Origin of the sequence: Mesorhizobium sp. CO1-1-11 (assembly GCF_020164995.1) — a bacterium.
In the GTDB taxonomy this organism is placed as follows: domain Bacteria; phylum Pseudomonadota; class Alphaproteobacteria; order Rhizobiales; family Rhizobiaceae; genus Mesorhizobium; species Mesorhizobium australicum.
In genome coordinates this window covers 23,470-41,959 of record NZ_JAIUHE010000001.1, presented here as the reverse complement: position 1 = coordinate 41,959, position 18,490 = coordinate 23,470, and the positions used below count along the sequence as shown (strand labels likewise).

Here is an 18,490-nt window from a genome sequence, read left to right as displayed (position 1 = left end):
TTATACCCCTTCCAGCGCATATTAGCGGAAACTAAACGTTAACCACGCGACGCACAAGCGCCGGGGCGCCTCACTTGCGGCCAATACTTTCAACATAGTTAAGGAGCCCGCCTGAAAAATATCGTTTTTATTTTCGATTCTTACGCTGCCAAACATGAGTAACTTTGGAGGCGTCTGTGCCCTTGCGTGCTGCGACATCGGAATCCCCTCCATATTTGGCTATAACCCCCTAGATATAAAGGGATATGCGGTATGACTAAAGTAGCTTTCACTTCATTAGAAGATAGGCATAATTGTGAACGAATGGTTAAGAGCGCTTGAAAAATTAAACGAATCAAGCTCTTGCTGAAATTTAAGGGCGCTCAGAACCCGAAAGATCATGTATTGGAAAGTTAAGGAACCGTTAATCCCGTTTGACTCCGCAATTTCTTGGGACCTAGGATCGAGATGACGGGGGATGCTTGGGTATGGAGTTCATCCTTGGCTCTGTCTCGTCGGGTTCAACCTCCAAAGGGAGAAATTGACATGAAGAAGCTCATGACGATGACCCGGCAGTTCCGCGACGACGAAAACGGCGCTGCTATGGTCGAATACACCATCTTGCTCGGCATTATTACGATAGCGGTCATCGGCACCGTCATTACGGTCGGCACGTGGGTCGGCGGCAGATGGACCGCGCTCGCTGGTGCACTTCCGGCGGCGTAATTCTCTGACTGGCCCGAGCCGAAAGGTTTGGGCCAGTCGCTCTCACCAGAAGTCGATCGGCCTCCGGTGCAATCGCAGTCGGTTGACAGGCAGCATACGCTCAAATATCGGCATAGTAATCGCTCTCGATGTTTGTTTGGCGTGTTGGCCGTCGACTTGAGGATGACGGATGATGCTTGAGTATGAATTTCATCCTCAGCTCGTCTCGTCGGGTTCAACCTCCAAAGGGAGAAAATGGCGTGAGGAAGTTCATCACGATGACCCGGCAGTTCCGCGACGATGAGAACGGCGCTGCCATGGTCGAATATACAATCTTGCTCGGTATCATCACGGTAGCGGTCATCGGCACCGTGATTACGGTCGGCGCATGGGTTGGCACCCAGTGGACAACACTTAACACGGCACTTGCTGGCGCTGCTTAGTGATACTCTGGCAGGCTTGGGCGCAAATGCATGGCCTGCCTCTTTTTAACCACAGACAGGCGACCCCTTGGGGCACGTAGTCGAAAGGGTGGGTTGGGGTCATGCGTGCAAATACTGTCATCATGATTGTCCTTGCCGGCGTGTTCGGCGTGCTTGCAGTGGTGCTCGCCAACATCTGGCTGGCCAATCAGCGCAGCGCGATCGCGCAGACGAATAATGTCCAGCGCGATACGGTGGTGGTGGCCGCGGTGGCGCTGAAGTTCGGCGACACGCTGTCCGCCGACAAATTGCGCGAAGTCGCATGGCCAGCGGGAGCGGTTCCGGTAGGCGCATTCAAGACGACGGAAGAGCTCCTGACCAAAGACGTTCCCACTGGCGGAGGCCCCAAGCAGGCGTTGCAGGCGATCGGTGTCAACGAACCCGTCCTTGCAAGCAAAATTACCGGCCCAGGCCAGCGCGCCACGCTTTCGGCTGTGCTCGGCGAGGGCATGAAAGCCGTGTCGATAAGGGTCAACGACGTGCTTGGCGTCGCCGGCTTCGTCTTCCCTGGCGACAGGGTCGATGTGTTGTTGACGCGAACGGTGCGCAGCGAAGAGGGCGCGGACCAGAGTTTTGTCGATGTGCTGCTGCAGGGCATGAAGGTGCTCGCGGTCGACCAGGTGGCCGACGAAAGCAAGGATAGCCCGACGGTCGTCAAATCGGTAACGCTGGAAGCCAGCACGAAAGATGCACAAAAACTCACTCTAGCAGCCGGCGCCGGTCAGTTGTCTCTGGCCCTTCGCCAGGCGGCCGCCAGCAAGGGCGAGGCAACCGAGCGGGTAACGCTTTCCGACCTGACCGGTGAAATGCCGGCTGACGTTGCCAAAAAGCAGGCTGAACTGGCCAGGCAAGCTGCAGCCGACGCTGCCGCCGCGGCCGAACGTCAGCGCGCGGAGGATGAGCGCAAACGCGCGGACGCCAAGATCACAGGGTTGGCCGAGGCCGTGGACCGAGTGGGAAGCCAACTCGATCAGTTGAGCAAGGTGAAGCCGGCTCCCGTCGTGGTATCGGCCCCAGCACCGGCGGCGCGCGAGGTCGTGAAGGAAGTGGTTAAATATGTAGCGGCGGAGCGGCCACCACCACCGGTGCGCGCCACGGTCGGCGTGTATCGGGGTGTGGTGCTCGAATCATATGACGTGCCGAGACAGCAATAACAATCGGCTCGACCAGGTGGGGACTGCCCGATGCGGGCAACGAGGTGAGGGAATGGTTGGAATGTTGGAGAGATTGGCGGGCGCCCTACTGGTCATATTGGGCGTGCTCGCGGCATCCGCAACGCAGGCGGCGGACCGCTTTATCGACGTGTCCAATCCGAGTGTCCACCGTGTTTTCCTGCCGGCATCGCAATCGGTGACAATCCAGGTGAATGCCACCCTCGGCGATATCGTCGTCGGCGACCAAAAGATCGCCGATGCCCAGCCGATGACCGACCGCACGCTCTATGTCATCGGCAAGAGCGCAGGCACCACCACGGTCAATCTGTTCTCCACCGACAAACGTTCGCTCGGCGTCATCCAGATCGAGGTCGGCGTCGACGTCAGCGACATGGCGCAAGCGATCCGTCAGGTGGCGCCAAGGTCGCGCATCGAAGTCGGATCGGTCAACGGTCGAGTCAGGCTTGGCGGTCATGTCAAGGACGGCGCGACGCTGGCGGCCATCCTGGAAGTTGCAAAGCAATATGGTCCCGACGATATCATCAATTCCGTGTCGGTTGATGACAGCCAGCAGGTCAATCTTGAAGTACGCGTGCTGGAAGCCAAGCGCAACGCGGGCCGGGATCTTGGCGTCTCGATCAGGAGCTCCAACGGCGACGGCACAACTCTAGTTGGAACCGGGATTACCGCCGTCGACAAAGATAAGGTGGTGCTCGGCACCGGAGGTTTTCTCAGCGACCTGTTGTCCACCTCCACGCCCTTCGGAGCACTGCTCACTCGCGTTGTCGACAGCAACATCAAAGTCGATTTGTACATCGAGGCGCTTGAAGCCAAGGGCGCGGTGCGCATGCTCGCCAACCCCAATCTCACCACGCTTTCCGGCGAGCAAGCCAGCTTCAACGCCGGTGGCGAAGTCCCTATTCGCACGCTCGACAAAAATGACGAAATTAGCATCGTGTACAAGCAGTTCGGCGTCAATCTGGTGTTCACGCCGGTCGTACTCGACGAGGGCAAGATCCACATGAACCTGGCGCCGGAGGTCAGCGACCTGACCGGCTTCACTACCGCCGGCGACCCGATCTTCACCAACCGCAAACTGTCGACCGTCGTCGAGTTGCGCGACGGCCAGAGTTTCGCGGTCGGCGGACTTCTGTCCACCAAGACCACCAAGCTGCAGAATCAGGTGCCATGGCTTGGCCAGGTGCCGGTGATCGGAACGCTGTTTCGCAATTCGAGCAACCAGAAGGAAGAGACCGAGCTGGTGGTCATCGTCACGCCGCACATCGTGCGGCCGGTGAAGCCGGGTGAGCAGCTCGAGACGCCGTTTGACAAGACACGGCCCGCCAACGATCCGGAATTCTTCGTGCTCGGCCAGCTCGAAGTGAACAAGGACATGATCCGGAAATATGAAACGGGCGACGGCGTCACCGGCCCCTATGGCCACATGCTCAACTTTAAATCGAAGGACAAGATGCTCTATGTCAAGAAATAGCGCTTTGGTCCTCACTCTGTGCACCGGCCTGCTGACGGGCTGCGCCGCGGACTATCTGAATCACTATGATTCGGTGACGCTGGCCGCCGGCGACACGCAGAAATACAACTCGATGCTGCAGACGGTCGATCCGCTCAATCCAGCCTCGCGGAATACGCATATCGAAGGCGACGGCACGCGCGCTGCAGCTCTCGCCAACAACTACAAATATCCGCCGCCGCCGCCGCCGCCGCCGGCCATCACAGTCAATGTCGGCGGGTCGGGTGTGACGACTACGACGCAGTGAACTGAATAGAAGGATGCGGTTTCAGTGCGCCAGGCTGTACGAGGAAACCTGGCGTCAGGGGAGCAAAGAGTAAGGCCATGTTGCGGACCATTCGCGCCTTCTGGCACGATCAGAGGGGAATAGCGCTGATCCTCGTCAGCGTTACGCTGCCGGCGATCATCGGATTTTCGCTGCTGGCAATCGATATGAGCCGGGTCAACAATCTGCACAACGATCTGCAGAAGGCAGCGGACGCATTTGCGTTGGCTGGCGCCGCCGAGCTTGATGGCTTGCCCGGTTCATGGGCCAGAGCCGAACGCGCCATGGCGAAACTGGTCGCCAACGATGCTACTTTCTCGACCGTTGGCGCTACCGGCCGGTTCACCTTGAAGTCCGGGGAGCCGGGCGGCACCGCACAATGCAACAGCGCCGCCAACATTTCGTGGTGTTTCCTCAAAACCTTGCCCGCGTCTGACGGAGCGCCGGTCACCAGCGCGAACTATGCCAATGCAACGCAATCCATCGGCGAAGATGAAACCGCATTCATCGAAGTGAGGGTGGCTCCGACCGGCTTCGCGGCAATATTCCCGGCGTCGTTTCTGACGAGCAATTCGGCCAGCAACAGCTTCAACGTTGCTGCCCGTGCGACGGCAGGGTTCACGTCGGGCGTCTGCGATTACACGCCCGTTTTCATGTGCAACCCGTATGAGGACACAACCATCACCGGCGGCGTCACGCTTGAGCAGGCGGCACAAACCAGGCAATATCGTCGCCGCCAAATCATGCTGCGCGGAGACGGATCCTATTTTCCCGGCAACTTCGCTTTCCTGGCTTCGCCATTTGGCAACGGCGCCAATCAGCTCGAAAAGATGCTCGCCGATTCCAAGCCGCAGAATTGTTATTCGCGCGACGGCGTCGATACGGAGCCGGGACAGAACGCTGGCCCTGTCGAGAACGGTATCAACTCGCGTTTCGGCATCGATTCGTCAAGCTACTCGGATGGTCCTGCGACCAATGTGCGCAAGGGTGCCACAAACTGGGACCAGTACGTCAAGAGCAACAAGGTCACCTATGAAACGGACCCGACAAAGGGGGTCGGCCTTGAACGTGACTCGTGCCAGATCGCCGGCAACTGCACCTTGATGGGCGGTCGCATGGGCGCCGGAGATTGGAATTTCGCGCGTTACTGGGCCGCCAATCATCCCACACGTGCTGTGCCTGCTGCTCTGTCGGGAACCGGTGCCAACCTGCCGACGCGGTATGAGGTCTATCGTTATGAGAACGATCCCGACGGCAACCCTCTCACCGATGACAGTATTGCCGGCGATGCCGCGGTTGGAGGTGAAAGAGGCACACCGCCCGCAGAAGCCCGCACCCCTATCTCTACGCCCGACCGCCGGCTGCTTTACGGCGCAATCCTGGACTGCAATGCGTTGCAGGCTTCGGGTACGAATTTCAGCGGCCGCCAGACGGGTATTCCGGTGAGGAGATTCGGCAGCTTCTTCATCACCGAACCGATCAAGGACGGTAAGAATATTTACGTTGAGTTGGTCGACATCACCGGAAAAGGCGGCAATGGCACGCTCGACAACTACCTGCGCGATGAAGCGCAGCTCTACCGGTGACCACCATGTTCGCGATGCTGTCTCGATATCTCGATCGATTTAGGCACGACCAACGTGGCGCGGTGCTTGTTGAGATGACACTGATCACGCCACTGATGCTGATCTTGTCGGCCGGGGTGTTCGAGTTCGGCAATCTGATCCATGACAAGTTGCTAATGGAGGCCGGCCTTACCGACGCCGCCCGCTATGCCGCGCGTTGCAACAGTCAATTGTATACCGACTCCGGGCTGGCAGCCATCAACTGTGCGACGATTGCCGCGAATATAGCGGTGTTCGGCAACCCGACAGGGACGGCGCCCGCACGTGTCGCCGGCTGGCAGACCTCGAATGTCACCGTGACCACGAACTATGGGTGCCAGGACACCGTGGTGGCCGGCGTTACCCAATATCGCTCCACCACGGCACAAGTCTGCACCGTGCGCGCGTCCGGCACCTACCCATACACCGGTGTCGGGATGCTGGCATTCATCGGTGTCGGTCCGATAACGCTGCAAGGCTCCCATGACGAGCGGTTGATCCGGTTTTGACCATGATCCAGAGTTTCACAAAGTCAGAAGACGGCGCGGCGATGGTGGAAATGACCATTGTATCGACGCTGCTGTTCTCACTTGTCCTGGGCTTCGTCGATTTCGGCTACGCGTTCTACCAATGGAACGCAGCAACCAAGGCCGTTCAGGTCGGCGCCCGGCTGGCTTCGATATCGGATGCGGTGGCAACCAACCTCGCGACCGCGGGCCCGATCTCGTCTCCCGGCGCCCCGATTATCGCCGACGCCTATGGACCTTTCGTCTGCACCTACACCGCCGGCACGGGCGCCTGCAGCAATAGCGGCGGCTTCAGCGCCGCCAATTTCAGCCGCATCTTTCGTGGCGACACCGCAAACACCAATGACGACGCCTGCCCCGATCTGGCTGCAAACCAGCGGGCTGGAATGTGCCACTTCTTCCCGGGCCTGCTGCGCAGCAACGTCGTCATCACCTACAGGGCCAGCGGCCTTGGATATCAGACCCGGCTTGGAGGGCCGGTGCCGACAATCGCCGTCAGCCTGCAAAACAGGACTTTCCAGTTCTTCTTCCTCCAAGGACTGATGGGTTTCGCCAACATCAACATGCCCTCCATGCTGAGCACGGTTACGGGCGAAGACATCAAGAGCACCTGGCCATGAATGCCATCAGCACTAAGGTTACCCCCACCAAGCGAAAGCAGGTTGCGCTGTTTTCCTCGGATCCGAATTTCAAGCGCGATGTGGCGACGCGGCTCGATGCGCTGGCGATCTATGATGTGCGGGTTGCCGAGACGGGCGACTTCCTCAAGGGGCCGCCGGCCGACACGCGCCCGGGCATCGTCATCCTCGATCTCGGCAATGGCGAATTGCTTGGCAATCCAGGCATCGTCGAGGCGCGCGCGCTGTGGGCTGGTGTGCCGCTGATCGCGGTTTCCGACGAATTGACTTCGGAGCAGACACGCGTCCTGGTGCGCATGAATGCCTCGGACTGGCTGCACAAGCCGCTCGACGGCAAGGAACTGCTCAACGCCGTCACCTTCCACGACAGCGGCAACCAGGGCGCCAAGAGCCGCATCATCACCTTCATCAGCGCCAGCGGCGGCGCCGGCGCCACGACGCTGGCGCTGTCGGCGGCCGAGTTCCTGGCTTCGAAATCGACCGAGCGCGCGGCCTCGACCTGCCTGGTCGACCTCGACTTCCAGAGCGCCAATTGCGGCGCCTATCTCAACCTGTTCAACCAGTTCGACCTTGCCGGCATTATCGGCCAGCCGGAACGGCTCGACGTCGAATTGATGGATGTCATCAAGCTGTCGCGGCCTTCCGGCCTGACGCTCTATGCCTTCGAGCGGCCGCAGCTGCCGTTCGAGCCGCAGGGCGCCGATTTCGTCTTCCGGCTGCTCGACCTCGTCGCCTACCGTTTCGACGACATCGTCATCGACCTGCCGAACATCGAAACGCCCTGGCACAATTCCGTGCTGTCGACGAGCGACGAGATCTTCATCGTCTTCGAGCTCAATGTCGCTTCGCTGCGGCAAGGCAAACGGCTCTACAAGAAGATCCGCGAGCTGCGCGGCAATGCCGTCTCAATCACGCTGGTGGCCAACAAGCACAAGCGCAAATGGTTCGGCAACCACTTCTCGCGCAGCGAGCTGGAGAAGATCTTCAAGGCGCCGCACATCAAGTCGGTCGGCCTCGACAACGCCCTGCTGGCCGACGCGCTGAACCGCGCCATGCTGCCGTCCGAAGTGGATGGGCGGGCGCGCTTCAACAAGGACCTGAAGAAGATGTTCCGCGAGCGGCTCGACGATGCGGCCCGCTAGCGGCCATCGCTTGCGGCTGACAGCCGCCTGCCTGCTCGGCCTGGCGCTGGCGCCAGCGGCCGGACAGATCGCGTTGGCGGACAGCCGCCCGCCTCTGCCGGCCATGGGTCCCAGCCTGCGCAAGACGGTGGCGTTTTCCACCCAGGAGAAGACCGGGACCATCATCATCCGCAAGCAGGAAAAAGCGCTCTATCTGGTGACCGGCAAGGGCGAGGCCCTGCGCTACCGGATCAGTGTCGGACGCGACGGCTTCGGCTGGACGGGTACGGTCCAGGTGGGAGCCAAGACCGAGTGGCCGGCGTGGCGGCCGCCCAGGGAAATGCGCGCCCGCCGGCCGGAATTGCCTGACATGGTGCCCTCGGGGCCGTACAATCCACTCGGCGCAAGGGCGCTCTATCTGCTTCGGGATGGCCGCGACACGCTCTATCGCATCCATGGCACCAACGACCCTTCGGGCGTGGGTTTCGACGGCACGTCGGGCTGTTTTCGCCTGACCAATACCGATGTCATCGATCTTTTCAGGCGCGTGCCTGTCGGCACCAAGGTGGTGGTCCAATGACGACGATCAGCGATCCCGACGACCTTGTGCTAGCGGTCGAACCGCTGTTGCTCGACAGGGAGAAGAGCCGGTCCAGGCTCGCCATTGCCGTCTCTGTCGGCCTGGCGCTGTTTGCCCTGCTGAACGCCACCACGGCCGTCTATCTCTACCGCGGCATCAACGATCTGCGCGCAATCGAGGCGCGGCTGGAGGACCTCGGCCAGTTCGAGCAGCGCATGAGCGCTCGGCTCGACACCGTCAACAATGGATTTCAAAGCCGGTTCGAGGCGCTGGACGACCGGCTGCGGGCGAGCTTCGGCGAAGTCAACGCCAACATCGCCCGGCAGCCACCGGCGATGTCGGGAAATCACGGTGGCGACGAGCCGCGCGTCGTCGAACTCCCCTCGCCCGCCGAAGACATGGCGGCGGTCGCCAGCGCCGCCGACGCGGAGCCTGCCATCGGGGATATGCCGCGGGTAACGCGAAGGCGGTCGGCACCGGCAGCGCCTCCCGCGCCGAGCTCCAACTACCAGCGGAGCGTATCGCCGGAAGGCAAGGTCACCTATCACAAGATAAACTAGGTCGGGCCTTGGGCGTGGCCGCGTAGCGCTGCGCTGGTCTAGAAATCCCGCTGCAGTGCCATGATCCGGACGCGCCGCGATTCAACGCGCATGCCGAGTTCACGGACATAGGCAAGGTGACAATAGGCGCAGGCGGTGACCCCGATGACCGCCAGCAGGCAATTCAGCCAGGTGAAGTCCATCATCAGCGAGAACCGAAAGCCACTCGGCGCCGTGAACGCGGCAATGGTGCTGGCGGTCTGCGAACGGCCACCGATGAAAATCATCGACGCCGCGAGGACCAAGATGCCGTGGTTGGCAAGAAAGAATGCGGCCGACCTTCTGGCCCGGCTTGCCATCCAGCAGACCACCAGGGCCGCGCCCAGCAGAGCGAAATCCAGGACCATCGACCCTCCCAGATAGACATCGACCTGCTGCCAGACCATGCCCGACGAGGGATGCAAGGCGAGCCAGATCTTCCACATGTCGGGGCTTGCGGGGTAAGTTCCGAGCAGGAGCGTGGCCATTCGCTCCGCCGCGAGGATCAGCAGGACACAGGCAGGAAAGGCGAAAAGCAATAGTGGTTGGCGCTTCATGGTGCCTCGCAATCTGGCAGGCAGATTACGCGCCATGAGTTGCGCAAGGCTTAACGGGGAAGGTTTCGGCTGAGACAGGATCGATCAAGCGGCTCGGATCAGGTCGTACAGCCAAGTGCCCGCTTTTGTATGCCTGACACCCAAATCCCGGACGCTGTCCATGTGATTGCGCCCCTCGACGATGCCGATCGAGGCCGTCAGGCGCTGCTCCGTCAGGCGATCGGCAAACAATTTGGCCTGCAGGTGAAACGGTTCCGTTTCCCGCGCGCCGACCAGCAGCGTGACCTTTGTCCGCGACGAGTGGGATTTGCCCATCGGCGAATACGCCCCGACTTCCGTGTCGGTCAGGCCTATCAAGGGCTCCAGGAAGGATTTCTGGAGGGGCTTCAAATCGTAGAGCCCGCCGAGCAGGAGTGCCGCCGAGGGCGGATGTGCCGATCCCTCGTCGAACAAAAAGGTCGCCAGATGCGCCCCGGCGGAATGACCACTGACACTTAGGCGACCGGCATCGCCACCATGGCTGGCGATATTATCCAGCACCCATTGCCTCGCGCGCCGGACCTGGTCGACGATTGCCGCCATCCTGACGGCGGGCATCAGCGCATAGTCGATCACGACCGCGATTGCCCTGGCGCTCGTCACCGTTTCGGCGATGTAGGAATAGTCGCTCTTGGCGAACATGCGCCAATAACCGCCATGGATGAAGATGTGCACCGGGAGGTTCCTGCGCGGTCCCTTCGGAAAGAACAGGTCGAGGCGTTCGGCCTCGTGCGGGCCATAGGCGATGTCCGCCAGCATCGGCAGCGAAGCCCGCGTCGCGGTGCTGCGGGCGACGATGTCGGCCACGATGTCATCGAAATCGGCAACGTGGTCACGGGTGCGAAAAGGGTCCTTCGACATGGTGTCCGCTCAGAAGGTTACAGCGATGTATTTGGCCTCCATGAACTCGGCGATGCCGTGATGCTGGCCCCCTTCCCGCCCGAGGCCGCTCTGCTTGACTCCGCCGAAGGGCGCGGCGGGATCCGACATCAGGCCGCGGTTGAGGCCGATCATGCCGGCCTCGATCTCGGCGGCCACCCGCATGCCGCGTGCCACATCGCGGGTGTAGAGATAGGCGGCGAGGCCGTATTCGGTGTTGTTGGCGTGGAGGATGGCCTGCGCCTCGCTCTCGAAGCGGGTGATGGGCGCTACCGGGCCGAAGATCTCCTCATGCGCCATGTCGGCGTCCGGCGAGACTTCGGACAAGACGGTCGGCGGATAGAAAAAGCCATCCCCTTCAGGCACCGAGCCGCCGCACAGTACCTTGGCCCCCCGGCTGACCGCGTCCTTGACCAGCCGGTCGATCTTGTCGACCGCCTTCTTGGTGATCATGGGTCCACATTCGGTGTCCGCCTTGGTGCCGGCGCCGATCTTGAGCGCAGCCATGCGCCGCGCAAGACCGTCGGCGAACGCATCGTGGATGCCGGACTGGACGTAGATGCGATTGGCAGCCGTACAGGCTTCGCCGGCATTGCGCATTTTGGCGATCATGGCGCCGTCGAGGGCCGCGTCGAGATCGGCATCGTCGAAGACGATGAAGGGTGCATTGCCGCCAAGCTCCATGGAACAGGAAATCACATGCTTGGCGGCCTCGGCGAGCAAGGCCCGGCCGATCCCGGTCGAACCGGTGAAGGAGAGCTTCCTGACGCGCGGATCGGCCAGCATGGCCGACGTCAGGGGGCCGGGTGTCGACGTCGTCAGCACGTTCACGACACCGTCCGGTACGCCGGCTTCGCTGTAGAGCGCGGCCAGCGCATAGGCGGTCAGCGGCGTCTCGCTGGCCGGTTTCAGAATGACCGTGCAGCCTGCCGCCAGTGCCGGTGCGATCTTGCGCGTCGCCATCGCGGCGGGGAAATTCCACGGCGTGATGAGGACGCAGATGCCGATCGGCTGGTAGTCGACGACGATGCGGTTGGTCCCGGATGGAGCGGTGCCGAACTCGCCGGTGATACGAACCGCTTCCTCGGCGTTCCAGCGGAAGAATTCAGCTGCATAGGCGACCTCGCCGCGCGCGTCGCGCAGGGCCTTGCCGTTCTCCAGCGAGATCAGCATGGCAAGCGTCTCCGACCGCTCGACCATCAGCTCGAAACAGCGCCTGAGAATCTCCGAGCGCTTGCGCGGCGCTGTCTCGCGCCACCCCTTGGCGGCCTTGGCCGCTGCCTCGACCGCGGCGGCGGCATCCTCCAGGGTCGCATCGGGGACTGCCGCGATCACCGCGCCGGAGGATGGATCGGTGACCTCGATGAGCCCGCCGTCGGACGACGGCAGCCATTGTCCGCCAATATAGAGCCGGTGCGGAAAGCCCCGAACGTCGTATGGATCCTGATCGAGGGGGAAGGCATTGTAGGGAAGGTTCATCGTCTTGTTCCTGACGTTCACATGGCGCAGGCGGTGAGATCGCCGTCATAGGCCGCCTGGACAAGGCGGCGCATGGCGGCAAGGTCGAATGGGCGCGGGTTGTTCTTGATCAGGCGATCGATGCCGAGCGCCTGCTCGGCGGTCCAGTCGAGCTTGTCGGCCGGGAGCCCCAAACCGGCCAGCGTCGGGGTGATGCCGATCGCCGCAAACAAGCGCCTGATCTCCTCGATGGTCGCGTCCGCCATTTCGTCGATACCACGACCGTTCGGCTCGAGGCCAAGAGCAATCCCTATCTCGGCGATCTCAGCCGCAGCCACGCGGCTGTTGTAGCTCATGACGTAAGGCATCATTGTCGCCACTCCCAGCCCATGCGGCGTATGTGTGAGCGCGCCGGCCGGGTATTGCACCGCGTGCGCTGCCGCCGTGCCGGCGGTGCCGAACGCGCAACCCGCAGCCAGCGCTCCCATCATCACGTCGGAGCGCGCCTCGGCGTCGCCGCCGTCAATGCACGCCTTCTCCAGGCTGCGGCCGAGAAGTTTGACGGCCAGCAGCGCGAAATGGTCGGTCAGCGGCGTCTTGCCGATGAACACGTGGCGCTGCGGCAGGCTGAAGTCCCCGTCCCGGCGCATGGCCGTAAAGGCCTCGATCGCATGCGTGAGCGCGTCGGCACCGGCAACCGCGGTCAGGCCCGGCGGACAAGTCATTGTCAGTTCGGGGTCGCAGACGGCAACGGCAGCAATGAGATAGGGGCTCGATATGCCGACTTTGAGCGTCCGGTCCGGATCCGATATCACTGCAACGGGCGTCACCTCCGATCCTGTGCCAGCCGTGGTCGGCACGGCGATCAGCGGCAGCATCGGCCCCGGGACCTTGAACTCGCCGTAGTAGTCCCGCAGCTCGCCGCCATGGCTGATCAGCAAGGCGGCACATTTGGCGAAATCGAGACAGCTGCCGCCGCCGATGCCGATCACCATATCTGGCCGGAAGCCCCTCGCTTCCTCGACGCAGACCGCCACCGAATCGCGCGGCACGTCCGGAAGGACACCGTCGTGAACCAGCACGTCGATCGACGCCGACCGCAGGGATTCCATCATTTCGGCGAACACGCCGGTGCCGGCGAAACGTTCGTCGGTGCAGACCAGGGCGCGGCGGCCGTGGCGGCCGGCCACGGTCGGCAGCGCATGACGCTGTCCCTTCCCGAACAGAATTTCGCGTGGGAGCCGGAGGGCTGTGAGAAGGCTCATGACAGGCTGCATCCTTGGGGAGTTTCGGAGAAACGCATTGCAAAAATCCGCACCGAAAATCCTCAATCGAGCGGCGCCGACAAAATCGTATAGGATATAGTATTGCATCGGTCAAACCCTCGTGTTAGCAGTCTGCCCTGTCGAGAGGCGAAAAATGCAACCTGTCAGTTTGAGCAATAGTGGTGAAACGCCCACGGGAGCGGGCCGCATTCAGCGGGCCGGCAGCCTGGCCGAGGACGTCTACGAGGCCATCTTCGCGCAGTTGATGTCGCTGAAGATCGCGCCCGGTTCGCGCATCACCGTCGACAATCTGGTCAAGGAATTCGACGTTTCCCATACGCCGATCCGCGAGGCGCTGGGGCGTCTCGAAGGCGAAGGACTGGTTCTGAAGACGCACCTGATCGGATATCGCGCCGCGCCGCAGATCACGCGGCGTCGTTTCGACGAATTGTACGAAATGCGTCTCCTGCTCGAACCGCACGGCGCGGCGAAAGCCGCTGCCACGATGGACGAGGCCAAACTCGGCACGCTGCTGGAGGCCGCAGGCGTGATGTCGCGCCGCGAGGGCAAGGACGAGCGCCTGCGCTATTCGAACTTCGCCAGGCAGGACGCGATCTTCCACGACAAGATCATGGAATACGCTGAAAACGAGCTCATCCGCGAGACGCTGGGTTATCAACACACCCACTTCCACATTTTCCGCCTGATGTACCATTCCCGCGTGACCGAGGAGGCGCTGGACGAGCATGAGGCGATCCTCGCCGCGTTCGGCTCTGCCGATCCGGATGCCGCCGCGAAAGCAATGCGCGCCCACATCGAGCACTCGCGCGATCGCCTGCTGCCGGCCTTCGATTGAGGCCTGAACGAATGTCCGTTACCGCCAATATTGCCGGAGAGGGAGGAAGTGCGCTGCCCGGCGGCAATGCGCCTGGGGCCGTGGAGCCGGTGCTGCGCTCTCAGGGTCTCTCGAAGCAATATGGGCCGGTGACCGTGCTCTCCGACGTCACGCTCGACATACTGCCGGGCGAAATCCACGCCATCATCGGCGAGAACGGTGCCGGAAAATCCACTTTGATGCGGCTGCTGTCCGGCTATGCCGAGCCAACCCGCGGCACCTTGTCCATGGCCGGTCGGCCGGTGACGTTCGCCAAGCCCGACCAGGCCCAGAAAGCCGGTATCGCCCTCGTCCACCAGGAGATCCTGCTCGCCGAAGCGCTTACGGTGACGGACAATCTATTTCTCGGCCGCGAGCTTTCGCGCCGCCATGTGATGGACGACCGCACCATGCGGCGCCTGGCAGCCGAAAAGCTGGCACGGATCGGCTGCGCGGTCTCGCCGACCGCGCTGGTGCGCGACATCTCGCTGGCCGACCGCCAGTTGGTCCAGATCGCCCGCGCGCTGCTCGACGACTACAAGGTCGTGATCTTCGACGAGCCGACCGCCGTGCTGACCGGCGAGGAAGTGGATCGGCTCCTCGAAATCGTCCGGCAGTTAAAGGCCCACGGCACGGCCGTCCTCTATATCAGCCATCGGCTGGATGAGGTGCAGCAGCTTGCCGACAAGGTGACCGTGCTGCGCGACGGCAGGATGATCGCCACCTATCCGGGCACGGCCCTGACGCAGATGGACATGGCACGCCTGATGGTCGGCCGCGAGCTTGCAACGCTCTACCCGCAGAAGAGTGCACCGTCCGATGAGCCGATGCTGAGCGTGAAAAGCGCCACCGTCCCGGGCTACGCCGAAGACGTCTCTTTCACCGTTCACAGGGGCGAAATTCTTGGCTTTGCCGGCATGATCGGCGCGGGCCGCACGGAATTGTTCGAAGGGCTGGTGGGCCTGCGTCCGGCCCACGCCGTGATCGAACTCGAGGGACGGCCCGTCCGGATCCGCTCGCAACGCGAAGCGATCGACGCAGGCATCGGCTACCTGACAGAGGACCGAAAGAGCAAGGGCCTGCTCCTCGAGGAACGGCTGGCGCCCAACCTCACGCTTTCCGCACTTGAACGGTTCCATCCCGCATTGGCTCTGAGCAGACGCCGCGAGTCGGCCGCGCTGACAGAGGCCGTCCGGAGCTACGATATCCGGCTCAAGAGCCCTGGCGTGAAGGCGGGACAGCTTTCCGGCGGCAATCAGCAGAAGCTGCTGCTCGCCAAGGTGCTGCTCACCAACCCCTCTGTGGTCGTCATCGATGAACCGACCCGTGGCATCGACATCGCCAACAAGGCTCAGATCTACGCCTTCATCCACGCCATCGTCGGCAGCGGCAAAGCCTGCATCGTCATCTCGTCGGAAATGCAGGAGCTGATCGGCATCTGCGACCGCATCCTCGTCATGCGGGAAGGCCGCCTGACGGGCGAGGTCCAAGGCGCCGAGATGACCGAAAGCAATGTGGCGCTGCTGGCGACAAGCGGCCCGAAACCGAGGCCGAAGGCCGAGGGAGGAACAGAATGGCTGTCATGACCGGATCCCCATCCACACATCGCGTCGGTGATTTGAACATCACCTGGACCGACGTGGGTCCCTTCCTGGCATTGGCCGCCCTGCTGGTGGTTGGCTTCCTCATCAATCCAGACTTCCTCTCCGCGACCAACCTTGCCAACGTCATCACCCGCAGCGCCTTCATCGCCATCATCGCTGTCGGCGCGACGTTCGTTATCTCGTCGGGAGGGCTCGATCTTTCCGTCGGCTCGATGGCCGCCTTCGTCACCGGCATCACCATCATGTTCATGAACGCGGTGGCGCCGCACGCCGGCCTGTGGGCGATACCGGCTGGAATGCTCGTGGCGACCCTGGTCGGTCTTATGTGTGGCCTCGCCAACGGCCTAATCGTCACCATAGGCCGGATCGAACCGTTCATTGCGACGCTCGGCACAATGGGCATTTTCCGCGCGTTGATCACCTATCTGACCGACGGCGGCACGATACCGATAGACCGGTCGCTGCGCGAAGCCTATCGGCCGGTCTATTTCGGCACTGTCGGCGGTGTCCCGATCCCGATCCTGATATCGGTCGCCGTCGCTGCGGTCGCATCGTTCGTCCTCTACAAGATGAAGTATGGGCGCAAATGTGCGGCGGTCGGCGCAAACGAGGACGTCGCGCGCTATTCCGGCATCTCCGTCATCAAGACGCGCACCATGGCTTACATCGTCCAAGGCGTCTGCGTGGCCATCGCCGCAATCTGCTACGTACCGCGACTGGGTGCGGCAACGCCGACCACCGGGCAGCTCTGGGAACTGCAGGTGATCACCGCCGTGGTGATCGGCGGCACGGCGCTGCGTGGCGGCAAGGGTCATATCTGGGGAACCGTCGCCGGCGCCGTCATTCTGGAGCTGATCGCCAATCTCATGGTGCTGTCGGACTTCGTCTCCGAGTACCTGGTCGCCGCGGTTCAGGGCGTCATCATCATCATCGCGATGCTCATTCAGAGGTTCTCGAATTCGAAATAGCCCCGTGTCCGGACCACACGGGTGCGTCTTTGCAGGTCCAATCTGGGAGAAGAAAATGTTCAGTAAAAAATGGATGGCTGCGGCCGCGCTCGGCACGCTGCTGCTCACGGGCCATGCCATGGCCGAGGACAAGAAAGTCATCGCCGTTTCGATACCGGCCGCCGACCACGGCTGGACCGCCGGCGTCGTCTATCACGCGCAGACGGCCGCCAAGGAAATCAACGCGGCTTTCCCCGGCGTCGAGGTCATCGTAAAGACGTCGCCGTCGGCGGCCGATCAGGTGTCGGCGATCGAGGATCTCTCCGCCTCACGCAAGATCGATGCGCTGGTGATCCTGCCTTACTCCTCGGAAGAATTGACTGAGCCGGTCAAGGCCATCAAGGAGAAGGGCACCTTCATCACGGTCGTCGACCGTGGCCTGACCGACCCGACCATCCAGGGCCTCTACGTCGCCGGCGACAACATCGCCGTCGGGCGCAACACCGCGAAATACATGATCGACAAGCTTGGCGGCAGGGGCGACCTGGTTGTCCTGCGCGGCATCCCAACGGTGATCGACGATGAGCGCATCAAGGGCTTCCAGGACGCCATCGCCGGGACCGGCCTCAAGGTTCTCGACATTCAGTACGCTCATTGGAACAGCGACGAAGCCTTCAAGCTGATGCAGGACTACCTCGCCAAATATCCGCATATCGACGCGGTGTGGGCGAACGACGACGACATGCTGCTGGGGGTGCTCGAGGCGGTCAAGCAGTCGGGCCGCACCGATATCAAGCTGGCGCTTGGCGGCAACGGCATGAAGGACATCGTCAAGAAGGTCATCGACGGCGACAGCATGACCCCCGTCGAGACTCCCTACCCGCCGTCCATGATCAAGACGGCCATATACATGACCATGGCCAATTTGGTTGGCCAGGCCCCGGTTCGCGGCGCCGTCAAGCTGGACGCGCCGCTGATCACCAAGGACAACGCCAAGGAATACTTCTTCCCCGACTCTCCGTTCTGAAGAACGCAATCAATGCGGGGCGCAGCATGACTCGCCCCGCCCCTTTCACACGACAGAGGACATGATCATGTCAGGCAAGAAAATATTGATGCTCACCGGCGAGTTCACCGAGGAATACGAGATCTTCGTCTACCAGCAAGCAATGGAAGCCGTCGGTCACACGGTCCACGTGGTCTGCCCGGACAAGAAGGCAGGAGACCTCATCAAGACCTCCCTGCACGACTTCGAGGGCGACCAGACCTACACCGAAAAGCTCGGCCATTTTCAGGTGATCAACAAAACGTTTGCCGAAGCGGAAAAGCAGCTCGATCAATACCATGCCGTATATTGCGCCGGCGGCCGCGGCCCGGAATACATCCGCACCGACAAACGGGTGCAAGCCATGGTGCGCCACTTCCACGATAGCCAGAAGCCGATCTTCACGATCTGCCATGGGGTCCAGATTCTGATTGCCGTGGACGGTGTCGTGCGCGGCAAGAAGGTCGGCGCGCTCGCCGCTTGCGAACCGGAAGTGACGCTGGCCGGCGGCACCTACATCGACCTCTCGCCGACGGAGGCGTATGTCGACGGAACCATGGTGTCGGCCAAGGGATGGACAGCCCTCGCTGCCTTCATCCGCGAATGCCTGAAGGTGCTCGGGACCGAGATCCGCCATAATTAAGCAAGGTCGGCGCGC

General features: G+C 62.0%; 20 protein-coding genes. 16 read left to right on the top strand and 4 right to left on the bottom strand.

Features of this window, described 5'->3' with window-relative positions:
* The first annotated feature begins 525 nt into the window (after positions 1–525).
* From LB554_RS00210 to LB554_RS00160, 11 genes are all read left to right on the top strand, one after another.
* On the top strand, positions 526–705 hold the full coding sequence (locus LB554_RS00210) for a Flp family type IVb pilin (protein ID WP_140665668.1): 180 nt from the start codon (positions 526–528) through the stop codon (positions 703–705).
* A 239-nt stretch (positions 706–944) separates the two neighbouring features.
* Complete coding sequence (locus tag LB554_RS00205) at positions 945–1,127, top strand: Flp family type IVb pilin (RefSeq protein ID WP_224582599.1); 183 nt, start codon at positions 945–947, stop codon at positions 1,125–1,127.
* Positions 1,128–1,228: 101 nt separating this feature from the next.
* Positions 1,229–2,320 (top strand): Flp pilus assembly protein CpaB, encoded by a 1,092-nt coding sequence (gene cpaB / locus LB554_RS00200; RefSeq protein ID WP_224582597.1) that lies wholly within the window; start codon positions 1,229–1,231, stop codon positions 2,318–2,320.
* Between the two features lie 52 nt (positions 2,321–2,372).
* Positions 2,373–3,812, top strand: a complete 1,440-nt coding sequence (locus LB554_RS00195) for a type II and III secretion system protein family protein (protein WP_140823509.1) — start codon at positions 2,373–2,375, stop codon at positions 3,810–3,812.
* Positions 3,799–4,098, top strand: coding sequence for a hypothetical protein (locus tag LB554_RS00190; RefSeq protein WP_140665656.1), 300 nt, complete (start codon positions 3,799–3,801; stop codon positions 4,096–4,098). Before LB554_RS00195 ends, LB554_RS00190 begins: the two co-directional genes overlap by 14 nt.
* A gap of 77 nt (positions 4,099–4,175) precedes the next feature.
* The gene (locus LB554_RS00185; RefSeq protein WP_140665654.1) at positions 4,176–5,702 is read left to right on the top strand and encodes a TadE/TadG family type IV pilus assembly protein; all 1,527 of its coding nucleotides are present in this window, start codon (positions 4,176–4,178) and stop codon (positions 5,700–5,702) included.
* Positions 5,703–5,707: 5 nt separating this feature from the next.
* Complete coding sequence (locus LB554_RS00180) at positions 5,708–6,229, top strand: TadE/TadG family type IV pilus assembly protein (protein WP_224582593.1); 522 nt, start codon at positions 5,708–5,710, stop codon at positions 6,227–6,229.
* A gap of 2 nt (positions 6,230–6,231) precedes the next feature.
* On the top strand, positions 6,232–6,867 hold the full coding sequence (locus tag LB554_RS00175; protein ID WP_140823510.1) for a TadE/TadG family type IV pilus assembly protein: 636 nt from the start codon (positions 6,232–6,234) through the stop codon (positions 6,865–6,867).
* Positions 6,864–8,027, top strand: a complete 1,164-nt coding sequence (locus LB554_RS00170) for a CpaE family protein (protein WP_015319180.1) — start codon at positions 6,864–6,866, stop codon at positions 8,025–8,027. Before LB554_RS00175 ends, LB554_RS00170 begins: the two co-directional genes overlap by 4 nt.
* Positions 8,014–8,586, top strand: coding sequence for a L,D-transpeptidase (locus LB554_RS00165; protein ID WP_224582591.1), 573 nt, complete (start codon positions 8,014–8,016; stop codon positions 8,584–8,586). Before LB554_RS00170 ends, LB554_RS00165 begins: the two co-directional genes overlap by 14 nt.
* Positions 8,583–9,146 carry a hypothetical protein gene (locus LB554_RS00160; protein ID WP_224582589.1) on the top strand — a complete coding sequence of 188 codons (564 nt, stop codon included), beginning with the start codon at positions 8,583–8,585 and terminating at the stop codon, positions 9,144–9,146. The genes LB554_RS00165 and LB554_RS00160 overlap by 4 nt, the downstream gene beginning before the upstream one ends.
* Before the next feature lie 38 nt (positions 9,147–9,184).
* Here the strand turns inward: LB554_RS00160 and LB554_RS00155 are convergent, their stop codons facing one another.
* From LB554_RS00155 to LB554_RS00140, 4 genes are read right to left on the bottom strand one after another with little or no spacing between them, the layout of a single operon-like run.
* Complete coding sequence (locus tag LB554_RS00155; RefSeq protein WP_224582588.1) at positions 9,185–9,757, bottom strand: hypothetical protein; 573 nt, start codon at positions 9,755–9,757, stop codon at positions 9,185–9,187.
* 48 nt (positions 9,758–9,805) lie between these two features.
* Complete coding sequence (locus LB554_RS00150) at positions 9,806–10,621, bottom strand: alpha/beta hydrolase (protein WP_224582586.1); 816 nt, start codon at positions 10,619–10,621, stop codon at positions 9,806–9,808.
* A gap of 9 nt (positions 10,622–10,630) precedes the next feature.
* Positions 10,631–12,118 (bottom strand): NAD-dependent succinate-semialdehyde dehydrogenase, encoded by a 1,488-nt coding sequence (locus tag LB554_RS00145; protein WP_140877778.1) that lies wholly within the window; start codon positions 12,116–12,118, stop codon positions 10,631–10,633.
* Positions 12,119–12,135: 17 nt separating this feature from the next.
* Entirely contained in the window at positions 12,136–13,362 is a 1,227-nt protein-coding gene (locus LB554_RS00140) for an iron-containing alcohol dehydrogenase (protein ID WP_224582584.1), read from the bottom strand.
* 154 nt (positions 13,363–13,516) lie between these two features.
* On the opposite strand from LB554_RS00140, the gene LB554_RS00135 reads away from it, so the two are divergent.
* The 5 genes from LB554_RS00135 to LB554_RS00115 all read left to right on the top strand — a co-directional run bounded on the left by LB554_RS00135 (position 13,517) and on the right by LB554_RS00115 (position 18,475).
* Complete coding sequence (locus LB554_RS00135) at positions 13,517–14,218, top strand: GntR family transcriptional regulator (RefSeq protein WP_141906507.1); 702 nt, start codon at positions 13,517–13,519, stop codon at positions 14,216–14,218.
* Between the two features lie 11 nt (positions 14,219–14,229).
* On the top strand, positions 14,230–15,822 hold the full coding sequence (locus tag LB554_RS00130) for a sugar ABC transporter ATP-binding protein (RefSeq protein ID WP_224582582.1): 1,593 nt from the start codon (positions 14,230–14,232) through the stop codon (positions 15,820–15,822).
* The gene (locus LB554_RS00125; protein WP_411962607.1) at positions 15,810–16,808 is read left to right on the top strand and encodes an ABC transporter permease; all 999 of its coding nucleotides are present in this window, start codon (positions 15,810–15,812) and stop codon (positions 16,806–16,808) included. The genes LB554_RS00130 and LB554_RS00125 overlap by 13 nt, the downstream gene beginning before the upstream one ends.
* Positions 16,809–16,863: 55 nt before the next feature.
* On the top strand, positions 16,864–17,814 hold the full coding sequence (locus LB554_RS00120; RefSeq protein WP_224582580.1) for a substrate-binding domain-containing protein: 951 nt from the start codon (positions 16,864–16,866) through the stop codon (positions 17,812–17,814).
* A 67-nt stretch (positions 17,815–17,881) separates the two neighbouring features.
* Positions 17,882–18,475: a DJ-1/PfpI family protein gene (locus LB554_RS00115; RefSeq protein WP_140665619.1), complete on the top strand. Its 594-nt coding sequence runs from the start codon at positions 17,882–17,884 to the stop codon at positions 18,473–18,475.
* The last annotated feature ends 15 nt before the right edge of the window (positions 18,476–18,490 follow it).